The sequence below is a fragment of the Streptococcus infantis genome, from assembly GCF_047463615.1.
Taxonomy (GTDB): domain Bacteria; phylum Bacillota; class Bacilli; order Lactobacillales; family Streptococcaceae; genus Streptococcus; species Streptococcus infantis_X.
This window is the reverse complement of sequence record NZ_JASHDO010000001.1, coordinates 618,116-635,336: the sequence shown is the minus strand read 5'-3', so window position 1 is coordinate 635,336 and position 17,221 is coordinate 618,116. Positions and strand designations below refer to the sequence as shown.

The 17,221-nt window shown below is 39.7% G+C and carries 19 protein-coding genes; 18 read left to right on the top strand and 1 reads right to left on the bottom strand.

All coding sequences use genetic code 11. The features are described 5' to 3' along the window. From QM874_RS03135 to QM874_RS03065, 15 genes are all read left to right on the top strand, one after another. The gene (locus QM874_RS03135) at nucleotides 1-957 is read left to right on the top strand and encodes a branched-chain amino acid ABC transporter permease (RefSeq protein ID WP_414258332.1); all 957 of its coding nucleotides are present in this window, start codon (nucleotides 1-3) and stop codon (nucleotides 955-957) included. After that, nucleotides 957-1,721, top strand: coding sequence for an ABC transporter ATP-binding protein (locus tag QM874_RS03130; protein WP_001185990.1), 765 nt, complete (start codon nucleotides 957-959; stop codon nucleotides 1,719-1,721). The genes QM874_RS03135 and QM874_RS03130 overlap by 1 nt, the downstream gene beginning before the upstream one ends. After that, on the top strand, nucleotides 1,721-2,431 hold the full coding sequence (locus tag QM874_RS03125) for an ABC transporter ATP-binding protein (protein ID WP_000062228.1): 711 nt from the start codon (nucleotides 1,721-1,723) through the stop codon (nucleotides 2,429-2,431). The genes QM874_RS03130 and QM874_RS03125 overlap by 1 nt, the downstream gene beginning before the upstream one ends. A gap of 300 nt (nucleotides 2,432-2,731) precedes the next feature. Continuing rightward, entirely contained in the window at nucleotides 2,732-3,388 is a 657-nt protein-coding gene (locus QM874_RS03120; protein WP_414316171.1) for a CBS domain-containing protein, read from the top strand. A gap of 129 nt (nucleotides 3,389-3,517) precedes the next feature. After that, complete coding sequence (gene rpsF, locus QM874_RS03115) at nucleotides 3,518-3,808, top strand: 30S ribosomal protein S6 (RefSeq protein WP_414316170.1); 291 nt, start codon at nucleotides 3,518-3,520, stop codon at nucleotides 3,806-3,808. 11 nt (nucleotides 3,809-3,819) lie between these two features. Beyond that, nucleotides 3,820-4,290 (top strand): single-stranded DNA-binding protein SsbA, encoded by a 471-nt coding sequence (gene ssbA, locus QM874_RS03110; protein WP_049549356.1) that lies wholly within the window; start codon nucleotides 3,820-3,822, stop codon nucleotides 4,288-4,290. 31 nt (nucleotides 4,291-4,321) lie between these two features. Further along, nucleotides 4,322-4,561 carry a 30S ribosomal protein S18 gene (gene rpsR, locus QM874_RS03105; RefSeq protein WP_000068664.1) on the top strand — a complete coding sequence of 80 codons (240 nt, stop codon included), beginning with the start codon at nucleotides 4,322-4,324 and terminating at the stop codon, nucleotides 4,559-4,561. A 401-nt stretch (nucleotides 4,562-4,962) separates the two neighbouring features. Then, nucleotides 4,963-5,466 carry a GNAT family N-acetyltransferase gene (locus QM874_RS03100; RefSeq protein ID WP_414316169.1) on the top strand — a complete coding sequence of 168 codons (504 nt, stop codon included), beginning with the start codon at nucleotides 4,963-4,965 and terminating at the stop codon, nucleotides 5,464-5,466. 80 nt (nucleotides 5,467-5,546) lie between these two features. Continuing rightward, nucleotides 5,547-6,947, top strand: a complete 1,401-nt coding sequence (locus QM874_RS03095) for a bifunctional Cof-type HAD-IIB family hydrolase/peptidylprolyl isomerase (RefSeq protein WP_414316168.1) — start codon at nucleotides 5,547-5,549, stop codon at nucleotides 6,945-6,947. Nucleotide 6,948: 1 nt separating this feature from the next. After that, a complete protein-coding gene (locus QM874_RS03090) occupies nucleotides 6,949-7,311 on the top strand; it encodes a S1 RNA-binding domain-containing protein (RefSeq protein WP_414316167.1) in 363 nt (120 codons plus the stop codon). A 49-nt stretch (nucleotides 7,312-7,360) separates the two neighbouring features. After that, nucleotides 7,361-8,107 (top strand): tRNA1(Val) (adenine(37)-N6)-methyltransferase, encoded by a 747-nt coding sequence (locus QM874_RS03085; RefSeq protein WP_414316166.1) that lies wholly within the window; start codon nucleotides 7,361-7,363, stop codon nucleotides 8,105-8,107. After that, nucleotides 8,097-8,381, top strand: coding sequence for a GIY-YIG nuclease family protein (locus tag QM874_RS03080; protein WP_414316165.1), 285 nt, complete (start codon nucleotides 8,097-8,099; stop codon nucleotides 8,379-8,381). Before QM874_RS03085 ends, QM874_RS03080 begins: the two co-directional genes overlap by 11 nt. An 84-nt stretch (nucleotides 8,382-8,465) precedes the next feature. Next, nucleotides 8,466-9,401, top strand: coding sequence for a manganese-dependent inorganic pyrophosphatase (locus QM874_RS03075; protein ID WP_009731484.1), 936 nt, complete (start codon nucleotides 8,466-8,468; stop codon nucleotides 9,399-9,401). 63 nt (nucleotides 9,402-9,464) lie between these two features. After that, on the top strand, nucleotides 9,465-9,977 hold the full coding sequence (locus QM874_RS03070) for a YiiX/YebB-like N1pC/P60 family cysteine hydrolase (RefSeq protein WP_414316164.1): 513 nt from the start codon (nucleotides 9,465-9,467) through the stop codon (nucleotides 9,975-9,977). Beyond that, nucleotides 9,961-10,611: a DUF1803 domain-containing protein gene (locus QM874_RS03065; protein WP_414316163.1), complete on the top strand. Its 651-nt coding sequence runs from the start codon at nucleotides 9,961-9,963 to the stop codon at nucleotides 10,609-10,611. The genes QM874_RS03070 and QM874_RS03065 overlap by 17 nt, the downstream gene beginning before the upstream one ends. A 38-nt stretch (nucleotides 10,612-10,649) precedes the next feature. Here QM874_RS03065 and QM874_RS03060 read toward each other — a convergent pair whose 3' ends face one another. Beyond that, nucleotides 10,650-12,095 (bottom strand): UDP-N-acetylmuramoyl-L-alanyl-D-glutamate--L-lysine ligase, encoded by a 1,446-nt coding sequence (locus tag QM874_RS03060; RefSeq protein ID WP_414316162.1) that lies wholly within the window; start codon nucleotides 12,093-12,095, stop codon nucleotides 10,650-10,652. A 105-nt stretch (nucleotides 12,096-12,200) separates the two neighbouring features. On the opposite strand from QM874_RS03060, the gene QM874_RS03055 reads away from it, so the two are divergent. From QM874_RS03055 to QM874_RS03045, 3 genes are all read left to right on the top strand, one after another. Beyond that, a complete protein-coding gene (locus QM874_RS03055) occupies nucleotides 12,201-13,823 on the top strand; it encodes a putative polysaccharide biosynthesis protein (protein WP_414316161.1) in 1,623 nt (540 codons plus the stop codon). 201 nt (nucleotides 13,824-14,024) lie between these two features. After that, complete coding sequence (locus tag QM874_RS03050; protein WP_414316160.1) at nucleotides 14,025-15,983, top strand: peptide ABC transporter substrate-binding protein; 1,959 nt, start codon at nucleotides 14,025-14,027, stop codon at nucleotides 15,981-15,983. A gap of 143 nt (nucleotides 15,984-16,126) precedes the next feature. Continuing rightward, a complete protein-coding gene (locus tag QM874_RS03045; protein WP_414316159.1) occupies nucleotides 16,127-17,221 on the top strand; it encodes a cystathionine gamma-synthase in 1,095 nt (364 codons plus the stop codon).

Sequence of the window (17,221 nt, the reverse complement as noted above, 5' to 3'; positions counted from 1 at the left end):
ATGAAAGAAAATTTAAAAGTTAATATTCTATGGTTATTCCTTTTGTTGCTTGGATATGGTTTAATTAGCCTATTGGTTTCAGTAGGAGTCTTGAACCTTTTCCATATTCAGATTATTGAACAAATCGGTATCAATATTATTCTAGCAGTAGGTCTTAACCTAATCGTTGGGTTCTCTGGTCAGTTTTCACTTGGACATGCTGGATTTATGGCTATTGGTGCCTATGCAGCAGCTATTATTGGTTCTAAAACTCCAACCTATGGTGCATTCTTTGGAGCTATGTTGCTCGGTGCTATCATTGCTGGTTTGGTTGCCTTGATCGTTGGAATTCCAACCCTACGTTTGAAGGGTGACTACCTTGCAGTTGCAACTTTAGGGGTTGCTGAAATTATTCGTATCTTCATTATTAATGGTGGAAGCCTTACAAACGGTGCTGCTGGTATTTTGGGGATTCCTAACTTTACAACTTGGCAAATGGTATACTTCTTTGCTGTGATTACAACTATTGCCACTCTTAATTTCCTTCGCAGTCCTATCGGACGTTTAACCTTATCAGTTCGTGAAGATGAGATTGCTGCTGAGTCAGTAGGGGTAAATACAACAAAAATTAAAATCATTGCTTTTGTTTTTGGAGCTGTTACTGCAAGTATCGCGGGTACTCTTCAGTCAGGATTTATCGGATCAGTCGTACCAAAAGATTATACGTTTATCAACTCTATCAATGTCTTGATTATCGTTGTATTTGGTGGTTTAGGATCCATTACAGGGGCAATTGTTGCGGCAATCGTGCTTGGAATCTTGAACATGCTCCTTCAAGACGTAGCCAGCGTTCGTATGATTATCTATGCTTTGGCCTTAGTACTCGTTATGATCTTCAGACCAGGTGGTCTTCTTGGGACATGGGAATTGAGCCTATCACGTCTCTTTAAAAAAGGTAAGAAGGAGGGACAAAACTAATGGCGTTACTTGAAGTAAAAAATTTAACCAAACATTTTGGTGGTCTGACAGCCGTTGGAGACGTCACTCTCGAATTGAACGAAGGTGAACTTGTTGGTTTGATTGGACCGAATGGTGCTGGGAAAACAACCCTCTTCAACTTGTTGACAGGTGTTTATGAACCAAGCGAAGGGACAGTAACCTTGGATGGTCACTTGTTAAATGGCAAGCAACCTTATAAAATCGCATCTCTTGGTTTAGGGCGTACCTTCCAAAATATCCGCCTTTTTAAAGACTTGACAGTTTTGGATAACGTTCTGATTGCATTTAGCAATCATCATAAACAACATGTTTTTGCAAGTTTCTTGCGCTTACCAGCTTTTTATAAGAATGAAAAAGAATTGAAAGCTAAAGCCTTAGAATTACTAAAAATCTTTGATTTGGATGGAGATGCTGAAACTCTAGCTAAAAATTTAGCCTATGGTCAACAACGTCGTTTGGAAATTGTTCGTGCTCTTGCTACAGAACCTAAAATCCTTTTCTTGGATGAGCCTGCAGCGGGTATGAATCCACAAGAAACTGCAGAATTGACTGAGTTGATTCGTCGTATCAAGGATGAATTCAAGATCACCATCATGCTGATTGAACATGATATGAACTTGGTTATGGAGGTTACGGAGCGTATCTATGTTCTTGAGTACGGTCGTTTGATTGCTCACGGGACACCAGATGAAATCAAGAGTAATAAACGTGTTATCGAAGCATATCTTGGAGGTGAAGCCTAATGTCTATGTTAAAAGTTGAAAACCTCTCAGTACACTATGGTATGATTCAAGCTGTACGTGATGTGAGCTTTGAAGTAAATGAAGGAGAAGTTGTTTCCCTTATCGGTGCAAATGGTGCTGGTAAAACAACCATCCTTCGTACCTTATCAGGCCTTGTTCGTCCAAGTTCTGGTCGGATTGAATTTTTAGGACAAGAAATCCAAAAGATGCCTGCACAAAAAATTGTGGCATCAGGACTTTCTCAAGTACCAGAAGGACGTCACGTCTTCCCTGGTTTGACAGTTATGGAAAACTTGGAAATGGGAGCCTTCCTTAAGAAAAATCGTGAAGAAAATCAAGCAAATCTGAAAAAAGTATTTTCACGTTTCCCGCGTTTAGAAGAACGTAAAAACCAGGATGCAGCTACCCTATCAGGTGGTGAACAGCAGATGCTTGCTATGGGACGTGCGCTTATGTCAACACCTAAACTTCTTCTCTTAGATGAACCATCAATGGGACTTGCTCCAATTTTTATCCAAGAAATTTTTGATATCATCCAAGATATTCAAAAACAAGGTACGACCGTTCTTTTGATCGAGCAAAATGCCAATAAGGCACTTGCCATCGCAGATCGAGGCTACGTTCTTGAAACAGGTAAAATCGTTCTTTCAGGAACAGGTAAAGAGCTCGCAGCATCAGATGAAGTCAGAAAAGCATATCTAGGTGGCTAAAAAGGTCCGGGGGACCTTTTTAGTCGGCAGATAAAGATTGCGCCAGCAATCCACATTAGTCCGGGGGACCTTTTTAGTCGGCGGATAGAGATTGTTCGACAATCATCAAATCCAGTGGATTGTTTTAGTCTGCGGGAAAGATTGCCAAACAAATTACATAATCATAAGATTGAGGGCCCTAATATAGGGCTCTTTTTATAGTATTTCAGAGTTTTCAGAACCTTGAAAAAGAGATGAAAGCGTTTGATTGATTTTCGTAAAAAGTGTATAATAAAGCTATAAACATAAAGGAGAGTTCCTATGGCAGTTAAAGATTTTATGACACGAAAGGTCGTATATATTAGCCCAGATACGACTGTAGCACATGCAGCAGACTTGATGCGCGAACAAGGTTTGCATCGTCTTCCTGTTATTGAAAATGATAAATTAGTTGGTCTAGTAACAGAAGGAACAATTGCTGAAGCTAGTCCATCAAAAGCAACGAGTCTTTCAATCTTTGAGATGAATTACTTGCTCAATAAAACAAAAGTAAAAGACGTCATGATTCGTGATGTTGTAACTGTCTCAGGTTATGCAAGTTTGGAAGATGCAACCTACCTTATGCTGAAAAATAAGATTGGAATCTTGCCAGTTATTGATAATGGACAAGTCTATGGTGTCATTACTGACCGTGATGTTTTCAGAGCATTTCTTGAAATTTCTGGTTATGGCGAAGAGGGAATCCGTGTTCGTTTTATCACAGAAAATGAAATTGGGGTACTTGGTAAGATTGTTTCTTTAATCGTTGAGGAAAATCTAAATATTTCTCATACTGTTAATATTCCACGTAAAGATGGGAAGATTATTATTGAAGTACAAATCGATGGAATGATTGATCTCTCAACATTGAAAGAAAAATTTGAAGCAGAAAATATCCAAGTAGAGGAAATTACTCATACTTCAACTAAAAAACTGTAAAAAATAAAATATAAACAGTTTTTCACTTGCGAAAAAAATTTTTTTCTAGTATAATAATTTATTGTGAGCAAACCTCACTTACCCCATGCAAAGACTTGGGGTCATTAGACCAAAAGGAGGAACATATCAATGGCTAAATACGAAATTCTTTATATCATTCGTCCAAACATTGAAGAAGAAGCGAAAAACGCTTTGGTAGCACGTTTTGACTCTATCTTGACTGGCAACGGTGCAACTGTTGTTGAATCAAAAACATGGGAAAAACGTCGTCTTGCATACGAAATCCAAGATTTCCGCGAAGGACTTTACCACATCGTTAACGTTGAAGCAAACGACGACGCAGCTCTTAAAGAGTTTGACCGTCTTTCAAAAATCAACGCTGACATTCTTCGTCACATGATCGTCAAACTTGACGCGTAAGAAGGTAGATTATGATTAACAATGTTGTACTTGTAGGGCGTATGACTCGTGACGCTGAGTTGCGTTATACCCCATCAAATGTAGCAGTTGCGACTTTTACTCTTGCAGTAAACCGTACATTTAAGAGTCAAAACGGCGAACGTGAGGCTGATTTCATCAATGTCGTTATGTGGCGCCAACAGGCTGAGAATCTTGCTAACTGGGCTAAAAAAGGCTCGCTTATCGGGGTGACAGGTCGTATCCAGACTCGTAGTTACGATAACCAGCAAGGACAACGTGTCTACGTAACAGAAGTCGTGGCTGAGAATTTCCAAATGTTGGAAAGCCGTAGTGTGCGTGAAGGACATACAGGTGGAGCTTATTCTGCACCAAGTTCAAACTACTCAGCACCTACACAATCAGTACCTGACTTTTCACGTGATGAAAATCCATTCGGAGCAACCAATCCTTTGGATATTTCAGATGATGATTTACCATTCTAATGGACAATTAATACTATAAAGGAGAAAAAACATGGCTCAACAACGTCGTGGCGGATTCAAACGCCGTAAAAAAGTTGATTACATCGCAGCAAACAAAATTGAATATGTTGATTACAAAGATACTGAGCTTCTTAGCCGTTTCGTTTCAGAACGTGGGAAAATCCTTCCTCGTCGTGTAACAGGAACTTCAGCTAAAAACCAACGTAAAGTAACAACAGCTATCAAACGCGCTCGCGTAATGGCTTTGATGCCTTTCGTAAACGAAGATTAAAAAAAAGACCCGGGTGGGTCTTTTTTTCACGAGCATAGAAATGTGAAAGCGAGTTGAGGTTCGGGTGGACCTCTTTTTCATGAGCTTGAAAATAAGAAAGCGAATTAAGACCCCGACGGGTCTTTTTTTCACGAGCTTTGAAAGGAAAGAGCGAGTTTGGGTCCAGTGGCCCTCTTTTTCATGAGCTTGAAAACAAGAAAGCGAATTAAAACCCGGTTGGGTCTTTTTTCACGAGCTTTGAAATGAAAGAGCGAGTTGAGGTCCGGGGGACCTCTTTTTCATGAGCTTGAAAACAAGAAAGCGAATTAAAACCCGGGTGGGTCTTTTTTCACGAGATAGTTTTTTTCTAACCTTGGCGTGCTATAATAGTAATAGAAAGAGTAAAGGTGGGTAAGTCAAAGATGAATTGTACGATTAGAAATATGATTAAGTCTGATATTGAATCCTTATCTCATGGATTTATGAATCAAGGTTGGCCTGGTAGAGAGGAAATTCTAGCTAGATATTTTCTGGAACAGGAAAGTGGGGAGAGAGAAGTCTTAGTTGCAGAGATTGCTGGTGCTGTAGCGGGCTACGTTACCATTTTGCCCTCTGCTAAACATGGTCCTTTTGCAGAAGTCTATCCAGAATTATCAGATTTTAATGTGTTTGAGCCTTTTCGAAATAAAGGGATTGGGAATCAACTGCTAGAAGAAGCAGAAAAACGAGTCAAGTTTGTTTCGAGTAAGGTCACTCTTGGTGTAGGTTTGCACTTAGGCTATGGCCCTGCCCAGAGATTGTATATCAGACGAGGCTATATTCCAGATGGGACAGGTGTCTGGTATCGAAATCAACCCTTGGAAATGAATGCAACTAGCCAAAATAATGATGATTTGGTTTTGTATCTAGTAAAAGAATTCGGATAAGAAACAAGGATTTTATTGGGGATGTGGGATTTCTCTACTTTATGGTATAATGGAAAGAGTGAATTGAAGGAGGTAATGAGATGGATGCGAAATTAAGATATAAGGCAAAAAAGATAAAGATTGTTTTTTTTGATATTGATGATACTTTGCGAAACTCAAAGACTGGTTTTATCCCAACCTCAATTCCAACAGTATTTCAACAATTACGTGAAAAAGGTATTTTGACTGGGATTGCGACTGGTCGTGGGATTTTCGGTGTCGTGCCAGAGATTCGCGAACTTAAACCTGACTTTTTTGTTACTCTGAATGGTGCCTATATTGAGGATAAAAAAGGTAATGTGATTGATAGTAACAAAGTTTCTAAAGATAAGGTTGAAACCTATATTGCTTGGACTAAGGAAGTGGGGATTGACTATGGTTTAGTTGGTAGTCATACTGCTAAACTCTCCACTAGAACTGAGTTGATTAGTGAGGCCATTGATCCAATCTATCCTGACTTAGATGTCGATCCAGATTTCTATGAAAAAGAAGACATCTATCAGATGTGGACCTTTGAGGATCAGGGAGATGGTCTGACTTTGCCTGAAAGTTTAGCATCGACTTTACGTATGGTACGTTGGCATGAACATTCGTCAGATGTGGTACCGATTTCTGGTTCTAAGGCAGCCGGTGTAGCAAAAGTTGTAGAACATTTAGGTCTTAAACCTGAGAACGTCATGGTCTTTGGGGATGGTCTTAACGATTTAGAACTCTTTGATTATGCAGGTATCAGCATTGCCATGGAAGTATCTCATGAAAAAATCAAAGAAAAAGCAGATTATATTACAAAAACATTAGAAGAAGATGGCATTTTTGATGCCTTAGAAAGATTTGGTATGGTAGAAAAAGAATTACATTTGCCACAAGTAGACATTGAAGCAGTAGATGGTCCGATTGCGACTATTAAAACAAATCAAGGAGACTTGCGTATCAAGCTTTTCCCTGAACAGGCTCCCAAAACAGTAGCCAACTTTGTTGCTCTTTCAAAAGACGGTTACTATGATGGTGTGATTTTCCACCGCATTATTAAAGACTTTATGATTCAAGGTGGAGATCCAACTGGAACTGGTATGGGTGGCGAATCTATCTATGGTGAGTCATTTGAAGACGAATTTTCAGAAGAACTTTACAATATCCGTGGAGCCCTTTCTATGGCTAATGCTGGACCAAATACAAACGGTAGCCAGTTCTTTATCGTGCAGAACCAACACTTGCCATACTCTAAGAAAGAAATTGCTCGTGGTGGCTGGCCAGAACCAATTGCGGAAATTTATGCGGAACAAGGTGGAACTCCTCACCTTGATCGTCGTCACACAGTTTTTGGACAGCTTGCAGATGAAGCTTCTTATGAAGTTCTGGATGCAATTGCAGGTGTAGAAACAGGTGCAATGGACAAGCCAGTTGAAGATGTCGTTATCGAAACGATTGAAATCGAGGATTAAGATGAAAATAGGTGATAAGCTAACTGGGCGAATTACAGGGATTCAGTCTTATGGAGCCTTTGTGGAGCTAGAGACTGGTATGACAGGTTTGATTCATATTTCTGAAATTCGTACAGGATTTATTGAGAATATCTATGATGTACTGAAAATCGGTGAAGAAGTTCAAGTCCAAGTTGTCGATTTGGACGAGTATACAGGGAAAGCAAGTCTTTCTATTCGGACTTTGGAAGAAGAGAAACATCAGTTACCGAGACGGAGACGTTTTTCAAGTGACCGTGTCAAATACGGATTTGCTCCTTTGGCTCGCATGATGCCTATCTGGACCAAGGAAGCTATTTCTAATCTAAATAAGAAAAAGTCTTAATTGATTTTTTCTCTCTTGAAATGTTAATATAGTTTGTTATAATTGAAGTATGGTAGAAGAATTATTAAAATCGGGAGAGAGAATCAATCAGCTCTTTTCTACAGATATCAAGATTATTCAAAATAGAGAAGTTTTTAGCTATTCAGTGGATAGTGTCCTCTTGTCACGTTTTCCACGCTTTCCTAAAAATGGCTTAATTGTGGATTTTTGTGCTGGGAATGGAGCTGTTGGACTTTTTGCCAGTAGCAGGACTAAGGCGAAAATTCTGTCTGTTGAAATCCAGGAACGCCTGGCAGATATGGCTGAACGATCAGTCCGTTTAAATAGCTTGGAAGAGCAGATGCAGGTTATCTGTGATGATTTGAAGAACATGCCTAGCTACATTCAGGGGAGTAAGGTTGATTTGATTTTGTGCAATCCTCCCTATTTTAAGGTGGACCCAAATTCTAATCTGAACGAGAGTGAGCACAACTTGTTGGCTCGGCACGAAATTACGACCAATCTCAAGGAAATCTGCCGTAGTGCCCAAAGTATTCTCAAATCCAATGGGCGTTTAGCCATGGTCCATCGTCCTGATCGATTGTTAGATATTTTAGACACGCTTCAACAACACAATTTGGCTCCAAAGCGTCTGCAATTTGTCTACCCTAAACGGGAGAAGGAAGCCAATATGCTTTTGATCGAGGCTATTAAGGACGGCTCCACTAGTGGTTTTAAGGTTCTGCCACCACTCATTGTTCATAATGATGATGGTTCCTATACTCCAGAAATTCAAGAAATCTATTATGGATCATAAAGCTTATATGTATGTAGTTGAGTGTCGGGATGGTTCCTACTATACTGGTTATACAACGGATGTTAAGAAACGTGTCTCTGTCCACAATAGTGGGAAAGGTGCCAAGTACACACGAGCTCGGTTGCCAGTAAAACTCATCTATGCTCAAGGTTTCGATAGTAAAGAAGAAGCTATGTCGGCTGAGGCACTTCTCAAACGTAAGAAGAGAGCGCAAAAGGAAAGATTTTTATCTGAAAACCAAGAAAAAAATTTACTCGGTCATTTTGCAGAGTAGTGGGGAGTTCTTTGACTCCTCTTACTTTTGTCAAAAATTAAAAAAAATGCTACAATAAAGAGAATAAAGAAACGAGGTATTATCATGTCTAAGATTCTAGTATTTGGTCACCAAAATCCAGATTCAGATGCTATCGGTTCATCTGTAGCCTTTGCTTATCTTGCAAAAGAAGCTTATGGTTTGGATACAGAAGCGGTGGCTCTTGGAACTCCAAATGAAGAAACAGCTTTCGTATTGAACTATTTTGGTGTTGAAGCACCGCGTGTTATCACTTCAGCTAAGGCAGAAGGTGCAGAACAAGTCATTTTGACGGACCACAATGAATTCCAACAATCAGTGTCAGATATCGCTGAAGTAGAAGTTTATGGTGTGGTGGACCACCACCGTGTGGCTAACTTTGAAACTGCCAGCCCACTTTACATGCGTTTGGAGCCAGTAGGATCAGCATCTTCTATCGTATACCGTATGTTCAAAGAACATGGTGTAGCTGTTCCAAAAGAAATTGCAGGTTTGATGCTTTCAGGTTTGATTTCAGATACCCTTCTTTTGAAATCTCCAACTACCCACCCATCTGATAAAGTGATTGCGCCTGAATTGGCTGAATTGGCTGGTGTGAACTTGGAAGAATATGGTCTTGCAATGCTTAAGGCGGGTACAAACTTGGCAAGCAAGTCAGCAGAAGAATTGATCGACATCGATGCTAAGACTTTTGAATTGAACGGAAACAACGTTCGTGTGGCTCAAGTCAATACAGTTGATATCGCTGAAGTCTTGGAACGCCAAGCTGAAATCGAAGCAGCCATCCAAGCAGCAAATGCAGCTAACGGATACTCTGACTTTGTTTTGATGATTACAGACATCGTCAACTCAAACTCAGAAATTTTGGCTCTTGGTGCCAACATGGACAAGGTAGAAGCAGCTTTCAACTTCAAACTTGAAAACAACCACGCTTTCCTTCCAGGTGCCGTGTCACGTAAGAAACAAGTGGTGCCACAATTGACTGAAAGCTTTAATGCTTAATGATTGATGGGGAAACCCATTGTTAAAAAGGAGTTTCGGCTCCTTTTTTGCTAGGAGAGAAGTATGTTAGAAAATGGCGATTTGATTTTTGTGAAAGATGATTCGGATATAGGACAGGCCATCCAGGAATCTACTGGTCACTATAGCCATGTGGCCATCTTTTTAGACGAGAAGCTCTATCATGCTAGTGGGAAAGCTGGTGTTGTTTGTCAAAAACTAACAGAATTTCTTGAATCTGAATGTCTTTACGATATCTATAGCTATCCAAAGATAGATATTCAAAAGGTAAAGAAAAGAGCAGTCCAGCATCTGGGAGTTCCCTATAATTTTTCTTTTTATCCTGATGGGGATGGTTTCTATTGTTCTCAGTATATAGCAAAAATTCTACCGATTTTTGAAACCATTCCTATGAAATTTGGTGATGAGGAGCAGGAAATCAGTGATTTCTGGAGTGAATATTATAGAGAACTAGGACTCTCTGTACCTCTGAATCAGCCTGGCACTAACCCGAGTCATTTAGCAACATCACCACTTTTAGTATGTAAAGAAAGGAATCTTCATGATTCAGATTTTTAATCCATCTCGCTTAACGCGACAACCATTTTTTAGAGATTTGGTTGACTATCTTAACCAGCATGATGATGTTATCCTCCGCGAAATCAAGGCTCAGTTTCCAGAGGTACCAGTTGACAAGTATTTGGAGGAATACATTAAAGCGGGCTTGATCTTGAGAGAAAACAAACGCTATTATCTCAATCTTCCCTTTCTAGAATCTACAGAATCTCTTGCACTAGATCAAGAAATCTTTGTGAGAGATGATAGTCAAATCTATCAAGAAATCCTAGAGAAAGATTTTCAGACCGAATTGCGCAATCAAACCAATGCAGCTATCTTAGAAGAGCATACAGATTTTGCAAGAGAAAAGATGACCTTGTCTAATTATTTTTATAAGGTCAAACACCAGTATCCACTGACGGAAGAACAGCAGAGACTGTATGAAATTTTAGGGGATGTCAATCCTGAGTATGCCCTCAAGTATATGACAACCTTTTTGCTAAAATTTCTCAAAAAAGATCAACTCATGCAGAAACGCAGAGATGTTTTCGTTGATAGCCTAGTCTTATTAGGTTACATCCTTCAAAATGAAGATGGGAAATATGAGTTGGCTCTAGAATTTGATAAAGAAAGATTCATCTTCAGAAAAAAATAGAAGAAGGCCAGGAGTTTTCCTAGCCTTCTTTAAATATACTATAGATAACGTTCTGCGACGGCTGCATCACCTGGATAGTCTTCTTTCTTACCTTGGATGATTTGGTAGCAGTCAGCTCCTTTACCAGCAATTATCACAGCATCCAGTTCTTGACTTGTAACAGACATCGCAGCCTTGATGGCTTGCTCACGGTCAGCAATCTTTTCAACAGGATGATGGATGTAGCTACTAATTTCATCAGCAATGGCCATTGGATCCTCATAGTTTGGATCGTCAGCCGTTAGAAATACTTGAATTTCAGGGTGTTGATTGAGAAGAAGTCCAAAGTCCTTACGACGGCTTTCTCCCTTATTTCCAGTTGAACCAAGAACTAGAGCAATTTTTCCAGTCTGATGTGTTTCAACAACTGAGATTAGTTTTTTAAGACTGTCACCATTGTGGGCGTAGTCAATGAACACTTTTGCGCCATTTTTCTGAGTGAGAACTTCCATACGGCCAGGGACGCGAGTAGACGCAATCCCTTTTTTGATATCTTCAAGACTAGCACCTAAACGAAGGCAGGCAAGTCCAGCAGCCACGGCATTTTCTTGGTTAAAATGTCCAATCAACTGGATATCATAATCGCCAGCTAATTTACCAGTAGCTGAGAAGCTAAAGGCTTTGGAGTTTTCGATTTGGTTACTTGACTGGTTACCATAGAAGTCATGTTCTTGATTTTCTACTTGTTCTTTCAAAACTGAAAAATGGTCCATATCGCTATTGATAACTACTGAGCGACTATTTTTCATCAAGAGACGTTTGTGGTAGAAGTAGTCTTCAAAGGTTGGATGCTCGATAGGTCCGATATGGTCTGGGGTGATGTTGAGAAAAACTCCCACGTCGAAAGTTAAACCATATACTCGATTGACCAGATAAGCTTGGCTGGAAACTTCCATTACCAGATGGGTTCTACCATTCTTAACCGCTTGAGCCATCATATTAAAGAGATCAATATTTTCAGGTGTTGAAAAGGAAGATTTAAAGAATGTCTTACCATCTAAAGTTGTATTCATTGTCGACAAGAGGGCTGTTGGGTAGCGTTGAGACAAGATATGATAGGCAAAGTAAGCCGCTGTTGTTTTTCCCTTGGTTCCTGTAAAGGCTAGAATTTTAAGTTTATCCTGCGGATTACCATAAAATTCCATGGCAAGCAAACTCATAGCCTTCTTAATATTGCTAACAACGATAACGGGAATACCTACTTCATAGTCCTGCTCAGCCACGTACCAACCAAGCCCTTGTGCGATAGCTGAAAATAGATATTCTTTTTTAAAGGCAGCTCCTTTTGCAAAAAAAAGAGTATTTTCTTTGGTTGTGCGGCTATCGTAACTGATGCTGTCAAAAATAACATCGCTGTAGTTGTAGTGGTAATGTCCTTGGTCGATAATCTCACGGAAGAGACCATCCTTCTTTAAAATATCTAATATAGTTTCTATCTTTATCATACTTTCTATTGTATACCTTAAGTCTGAATTTTACAAGTAACAAGGAAAAGTTTATAATGGAAGATAAGGAAGAATTCCTAGTGATTAAAAATGAATGAGGAAGTTATGTCTAACGAAAATAATCATCAGCAGGCCCAGATGTTACGAGGGACTGCTTGGCTTACAGCTAGTAACTTTATCAGTCGCCTGCTCGGAGCTATTTACATCATTCCCTGGTATATCTGGATGGGGACTTATGCCGCTAAGGCCAATGGACTCTTCACTATGGGTTACAATATCTACGCTTGGTTCTTGTTGATTTCGACAGCAGGTATCCCTGTGGCAGTCGCAAAGCAAGTTGCCAAGTATAACACCATGCATGAGGAAGAGCATAGTTTTGCCCTGATTCGGAGTTTCCTAGGCTTTATGACAGGACTTGGTGTGGTCTTTGCTTTAATCTTGTATCTCTTTGCCCCTTGGTTAGCAGATCTTTCTGGTGTCGGTAAGGACTTAATTCCAATTATGCAGAGCTTGGCTTGGGCGGTATTGATTTTCCCATCTATGAGTGTTATCCGCGGATTTTTCCAAGGAATGAATAATCTTAAACCTTATGCCATGAGTCAAATTGCGGAGCAGGTTATCCGTGTTATTTGGATGCTCTTAGCAACCTTTATCATCATGAAGCTTGGTTCGGGAGATTATCTAGCAGCAGTTACCCAGTCTACCTTTGCGGCCTTTGTTGGAATGGTAGCTAGTTTTGCAGTCTTGATCTATTACCTTTACAAAGAAGGAATGCTTCAAAAAGTTTTTGAAACTCGAGATAAGATTGATAGTAAGGGTCTCTTGGTTGATACCATTAAGGAAGCTATTCCTTTTATCTTGACTGGTTCGGCTATTCAGCTTTTCCAAATCTTGGACCAAAATACTTTTATCAATAGCATGAAGTGGTTTACCAACTATAGTAATGAAGACTTAATTGTCATGTTTTCTTATTTCTCTGCTAATCCTAATAAAATTACCATGATTCTCATTTCGGTTGGAGTTTCGATTGGTAGCGTTGGTTTGCCTCTCTTGACAGAGAACTATGTCAAGGGTGATTTGCAGGCAGCTGCTCTTTTGGTGCAAGATAGTATCACCATGCTCTTCTTATTCTTACTTCCAGCAACTGTTGGAGTAGTCATGGTTGGTGAACCTCTCTATACAGTCTTTTACGGTAAGCCAGATAGTTTGGCTATGGGCTTGTTTGTCTTTGCAGTTTTACAGTCAACCATTCTTGGTTTGTACATGGTCTTGTCCCCTATGCTTCAGGCCATGTTCCGTAACCGCAAGGCGGTTCTTTACTTTGTCTATGGATCTATTGCCAAAATCGTTCTACAATTACCATCAATAGCGATTTTCCATAGTTATGGTCCTCTAATTTCAACAACAATCGGTCTTATCATCCCTAATGTCTTGATGTATCGTGATATCTGTCAGGTTACAGGTGCTCGTCGTAAGCTTATCTTGAAGAGAACAATTCTAGTCACTATTTTGACACTAGTTATGTTTATCCTTGTAGGCTTCTTACAATGGATTCTTGGCTTTGTCTTCCAACCATCAGGTCGTTTCTGGAGTTTCCTCTACGTGCTTCTAATCGGAGCTATAGGTGGAGGCCTATACGGTATCATGACTCTTCGAATTCGACTCTTAGACAAGGTTATTGGACAGGCTCAAGCAGATCGTCTACGGGCACGTTTAAAACTATCATAAAGATTTATAAACAAAATGAATAATTTGAACTTTTCTATCCGAAAAAGTTTAAATTGTTCATTTTTTTATTTAAAAAATAGGATAAAATATAAAATTAGTAGAAAAAAATCTATAATTTGGTAAAAATTAGATAAAATTGCTTGACTAAAAAAAACAATAGCTGTATAATGATACAAATATTTAAATTTGGAGGTTCTGGAAATGAAAAAGTCTAAGGCAAAATATCTGACGCTGGCAGGCCTTGCCCTAAGTGCCGGTCTACTATTGGCGGCTTGTAGCAACTCAGCTAGTTCAACTAAAACATACAACTATGTCTATTCTAGCGATCCGTCTAGTTTGAACTATCTTGCAGAAAACCGTGCAACAACCAATGACATCGTTACCAATTTGGTAGATGGGTTGATGGAAAATGACCAATACGGTAACTACGTTCCATCCTTGGCAGAAGATTGGACTGTTTCTCAGGACGGTTTGACATACACTTATAAACTTCGTAAAGATGCTAAGTGGTATACCTCTGAAGGTGAAGAATATGCTCCAGTAACTGCCCAAGATTTTGTAACTGGTTTGAAATATGCTGCTGATAAAAAATCCGAAGCTTTGTACCTTGTTCAAGATTCTGTAGCAGGTTTGGATGACTATATCAACGGGAAAACAACTGACTTTTCAACTGTCGGTGTTAAGGCGATTGACGACCAAACAGTTCAGTACACTTTGACACGACCAGAATCTTATTGGAATTCTAAAACAACATCAACCATTCTCTTCCCTGTCAATGCAGACTTCCTGAAATCAAAAGGGGATGATTTTGGTAAGGTAGACCCTTCTAGCATTTTGTACAATGGACCTTTCTTGATGAAATCCTTTGTTTCAAAATCTGTCATCGAATTCAAGAAAAATCCGAACTACTGGGATGAAAAAAATGTCTTTGTAGATGATGTGAAATTGGCCTATTATGATGGTAGTGACCAAGATGCACTAGCTCGTAACTTTGTAGAAGGAGTCTACAGCTACGCACGTCTCTATCCAAATAGCTCAAGCTTTGAAGGAATTAAAGAGAAGAACAAGGATAACATCATCTATAGTATGCAAAATGCAACTTCTTATTACTTGAACTTCAACTTGGACAGAAAATCTTATAACTTCACGTCTAAGTCCTCAGATATCGAAAAGAAATCAACCCAAGAAGCAGTTCTGAATAAAAACTTCCGTCAAGCCTTCAACTATGCATACAACCGTACAGCCTATGGAGCACAATCTCAAGGGGAGGACGGAGCAACGAAGATTATTCGTAACCTAGTTGTACCTCCAACATTTGTAAGTATCAACGGAAAAGATTTTGGCGATGTTGTTTCAGAAAAGATGGTCAACTATGGCCAAGAATGGCAAGGAATCAACTTTGCAGATGCACAAGACCCATACTACAATCCTGATAAAGCTAAGGCTAAATTTGCGGAAGCCAAGAAAGAATTGGAAGCTAAGGGTGTGCAATTCCCAATCCACTTGGATGTATCAGTTGACCAATCAGCTAAAAAAGGTGTACTTGAAGCAAGCTCTTTGAAACAATCCATCGAATCTGTTCTAGGAGCTGAGAATGTGGTTATCGATATCCAACAGCTATCAACAGATGACTTTGACAACTCTAGCTACCTAGCTCAAACTGCAGCTCAAAAAGACTTTGATATCTATAATAGCGGTTGGAGTGCGGACTACTTGGATCCATCAAGCTATCTAGATATCCTAAATGTCAATAACGGTGGTATGTTGCAAAACATTGGTCTAGAACCAGGTGAGGTCAATGACAAGGCTAAGGCAGTTGGTCTGGATACTTACACTCAAATGCTAGAAGAAGCGAACAAGGAGCAAGAACCAGCAAAACGTTATGAAAAATATGCTGAAGTTCAAGCTTGGCTCGTTGATAGCGCCCTTGCTATTCCAAACGTTTCTCAAGGTGGAACACCGACCTTGAGAAAGACAGTTCCATTCTCATCGCCATTCTCACAAGCAGGAAATAAGGGTGTCGAATCATACAAATATCTCAAGTTGCAAGATAAGACTGTAACGGCTGATGAGTATGAAGCAGCTAGACAAAAATGGCTGAAAGAAAAAGAAGAATCTAACAAAAAAGCCCAAGAAGATCTTGCCAAACACGTTAAATGATAATTCTTAACAAAAAAACGATAACTCTAGAAAAGGTTATCGTTTTTTTATATAGTTTGAAACTATAACTAGCTCTTGAAAACAAGAAAACGAAGGATACAAAATAAGTGGTACAATAGTTACTATAGATTTGGAGGTATTGTATGAGTAAATCATTTCACATCAACACAATTTTAGCACAAGCAGGGATCAAGTCTGATGAGGCAACAGGTGCTTTGGTTACACCTATTCACTTTTCAACGACTTATCAGCACCCAGAATTTGGTCAATCAACTGGATTTGACTATACCCGCACTAAAAACCCAACTCGTAGCAAGGCAGAGGAAGTCTTAGCAGCTATTGAATCAGCCAAGTATGCTTTGGCGACTAGTTCAGGTATGTCTGCGATTGTGTTGGCCTTTAGCATTTTTCCAGTAGGAAGTAAGGTTTTGGCTGTCCGTGACCTTTACGGTGGTTCTTTCCGTTGGTTCAATCAAGTGGAGCAGGAAGGCCGTTTCCATTTCACCTACGCCAATACAGAAGAAGAATTGATTGCCGAGTTAGAAAAGGACGTGGATGTTCTCTATATCGAAACACCAACCAATCCCTTGATGTTGGAATTTGATATCGAAAAACTAGCAAAATTGGCTCATGCTAAGGGTGCCAAAGTGGTGGTGGACAATACCTTCTATAGCCCTATCTACCAACGTCCGATTGAAGATGGAGCAGATATCGTTCTTCATTCAGCAACCAAGTATCTAGCAGGGCACAATGATGTCTTGGCTGGAGTGGTTGTGACCAATAGTTTAGAACTATACGAGAAACTCTTTTACAATCTCAATACGACAGGGGCAGTCTTGTCTCCATTTGACAGTTATCAATTGATTCGTGGTCTCAAGACCTTGTCTCTTCGTATGGAGCGCTCAACAGCTAACGCCCAAGAAGTGGTTGCCTTTTTGAAGGATTCTCCAGCAGTTAAGGAAGTTCTCTACACTGGTCGTGGGGGCATGATTTCCTTTAAAGTAGCCGATGAGAAGCGTATCCCTCATATCTTAAATACTTTGAAAGTATTCTCTTTCGCTGAAAGTCTGGGTGGTGTTGAAAGTTTGATTACCTACCCAACTACTCAAACCCATGCAGACATTCCTGCAGAGGTTCGTCATTCTTATGGACTGACTGATGATCTCTTGCGCTTGTCTATTGGTATTGAGGATGCCAGAGATTTGATTGAAGACTTGCGTCAAGCCTTGGAAGGATAA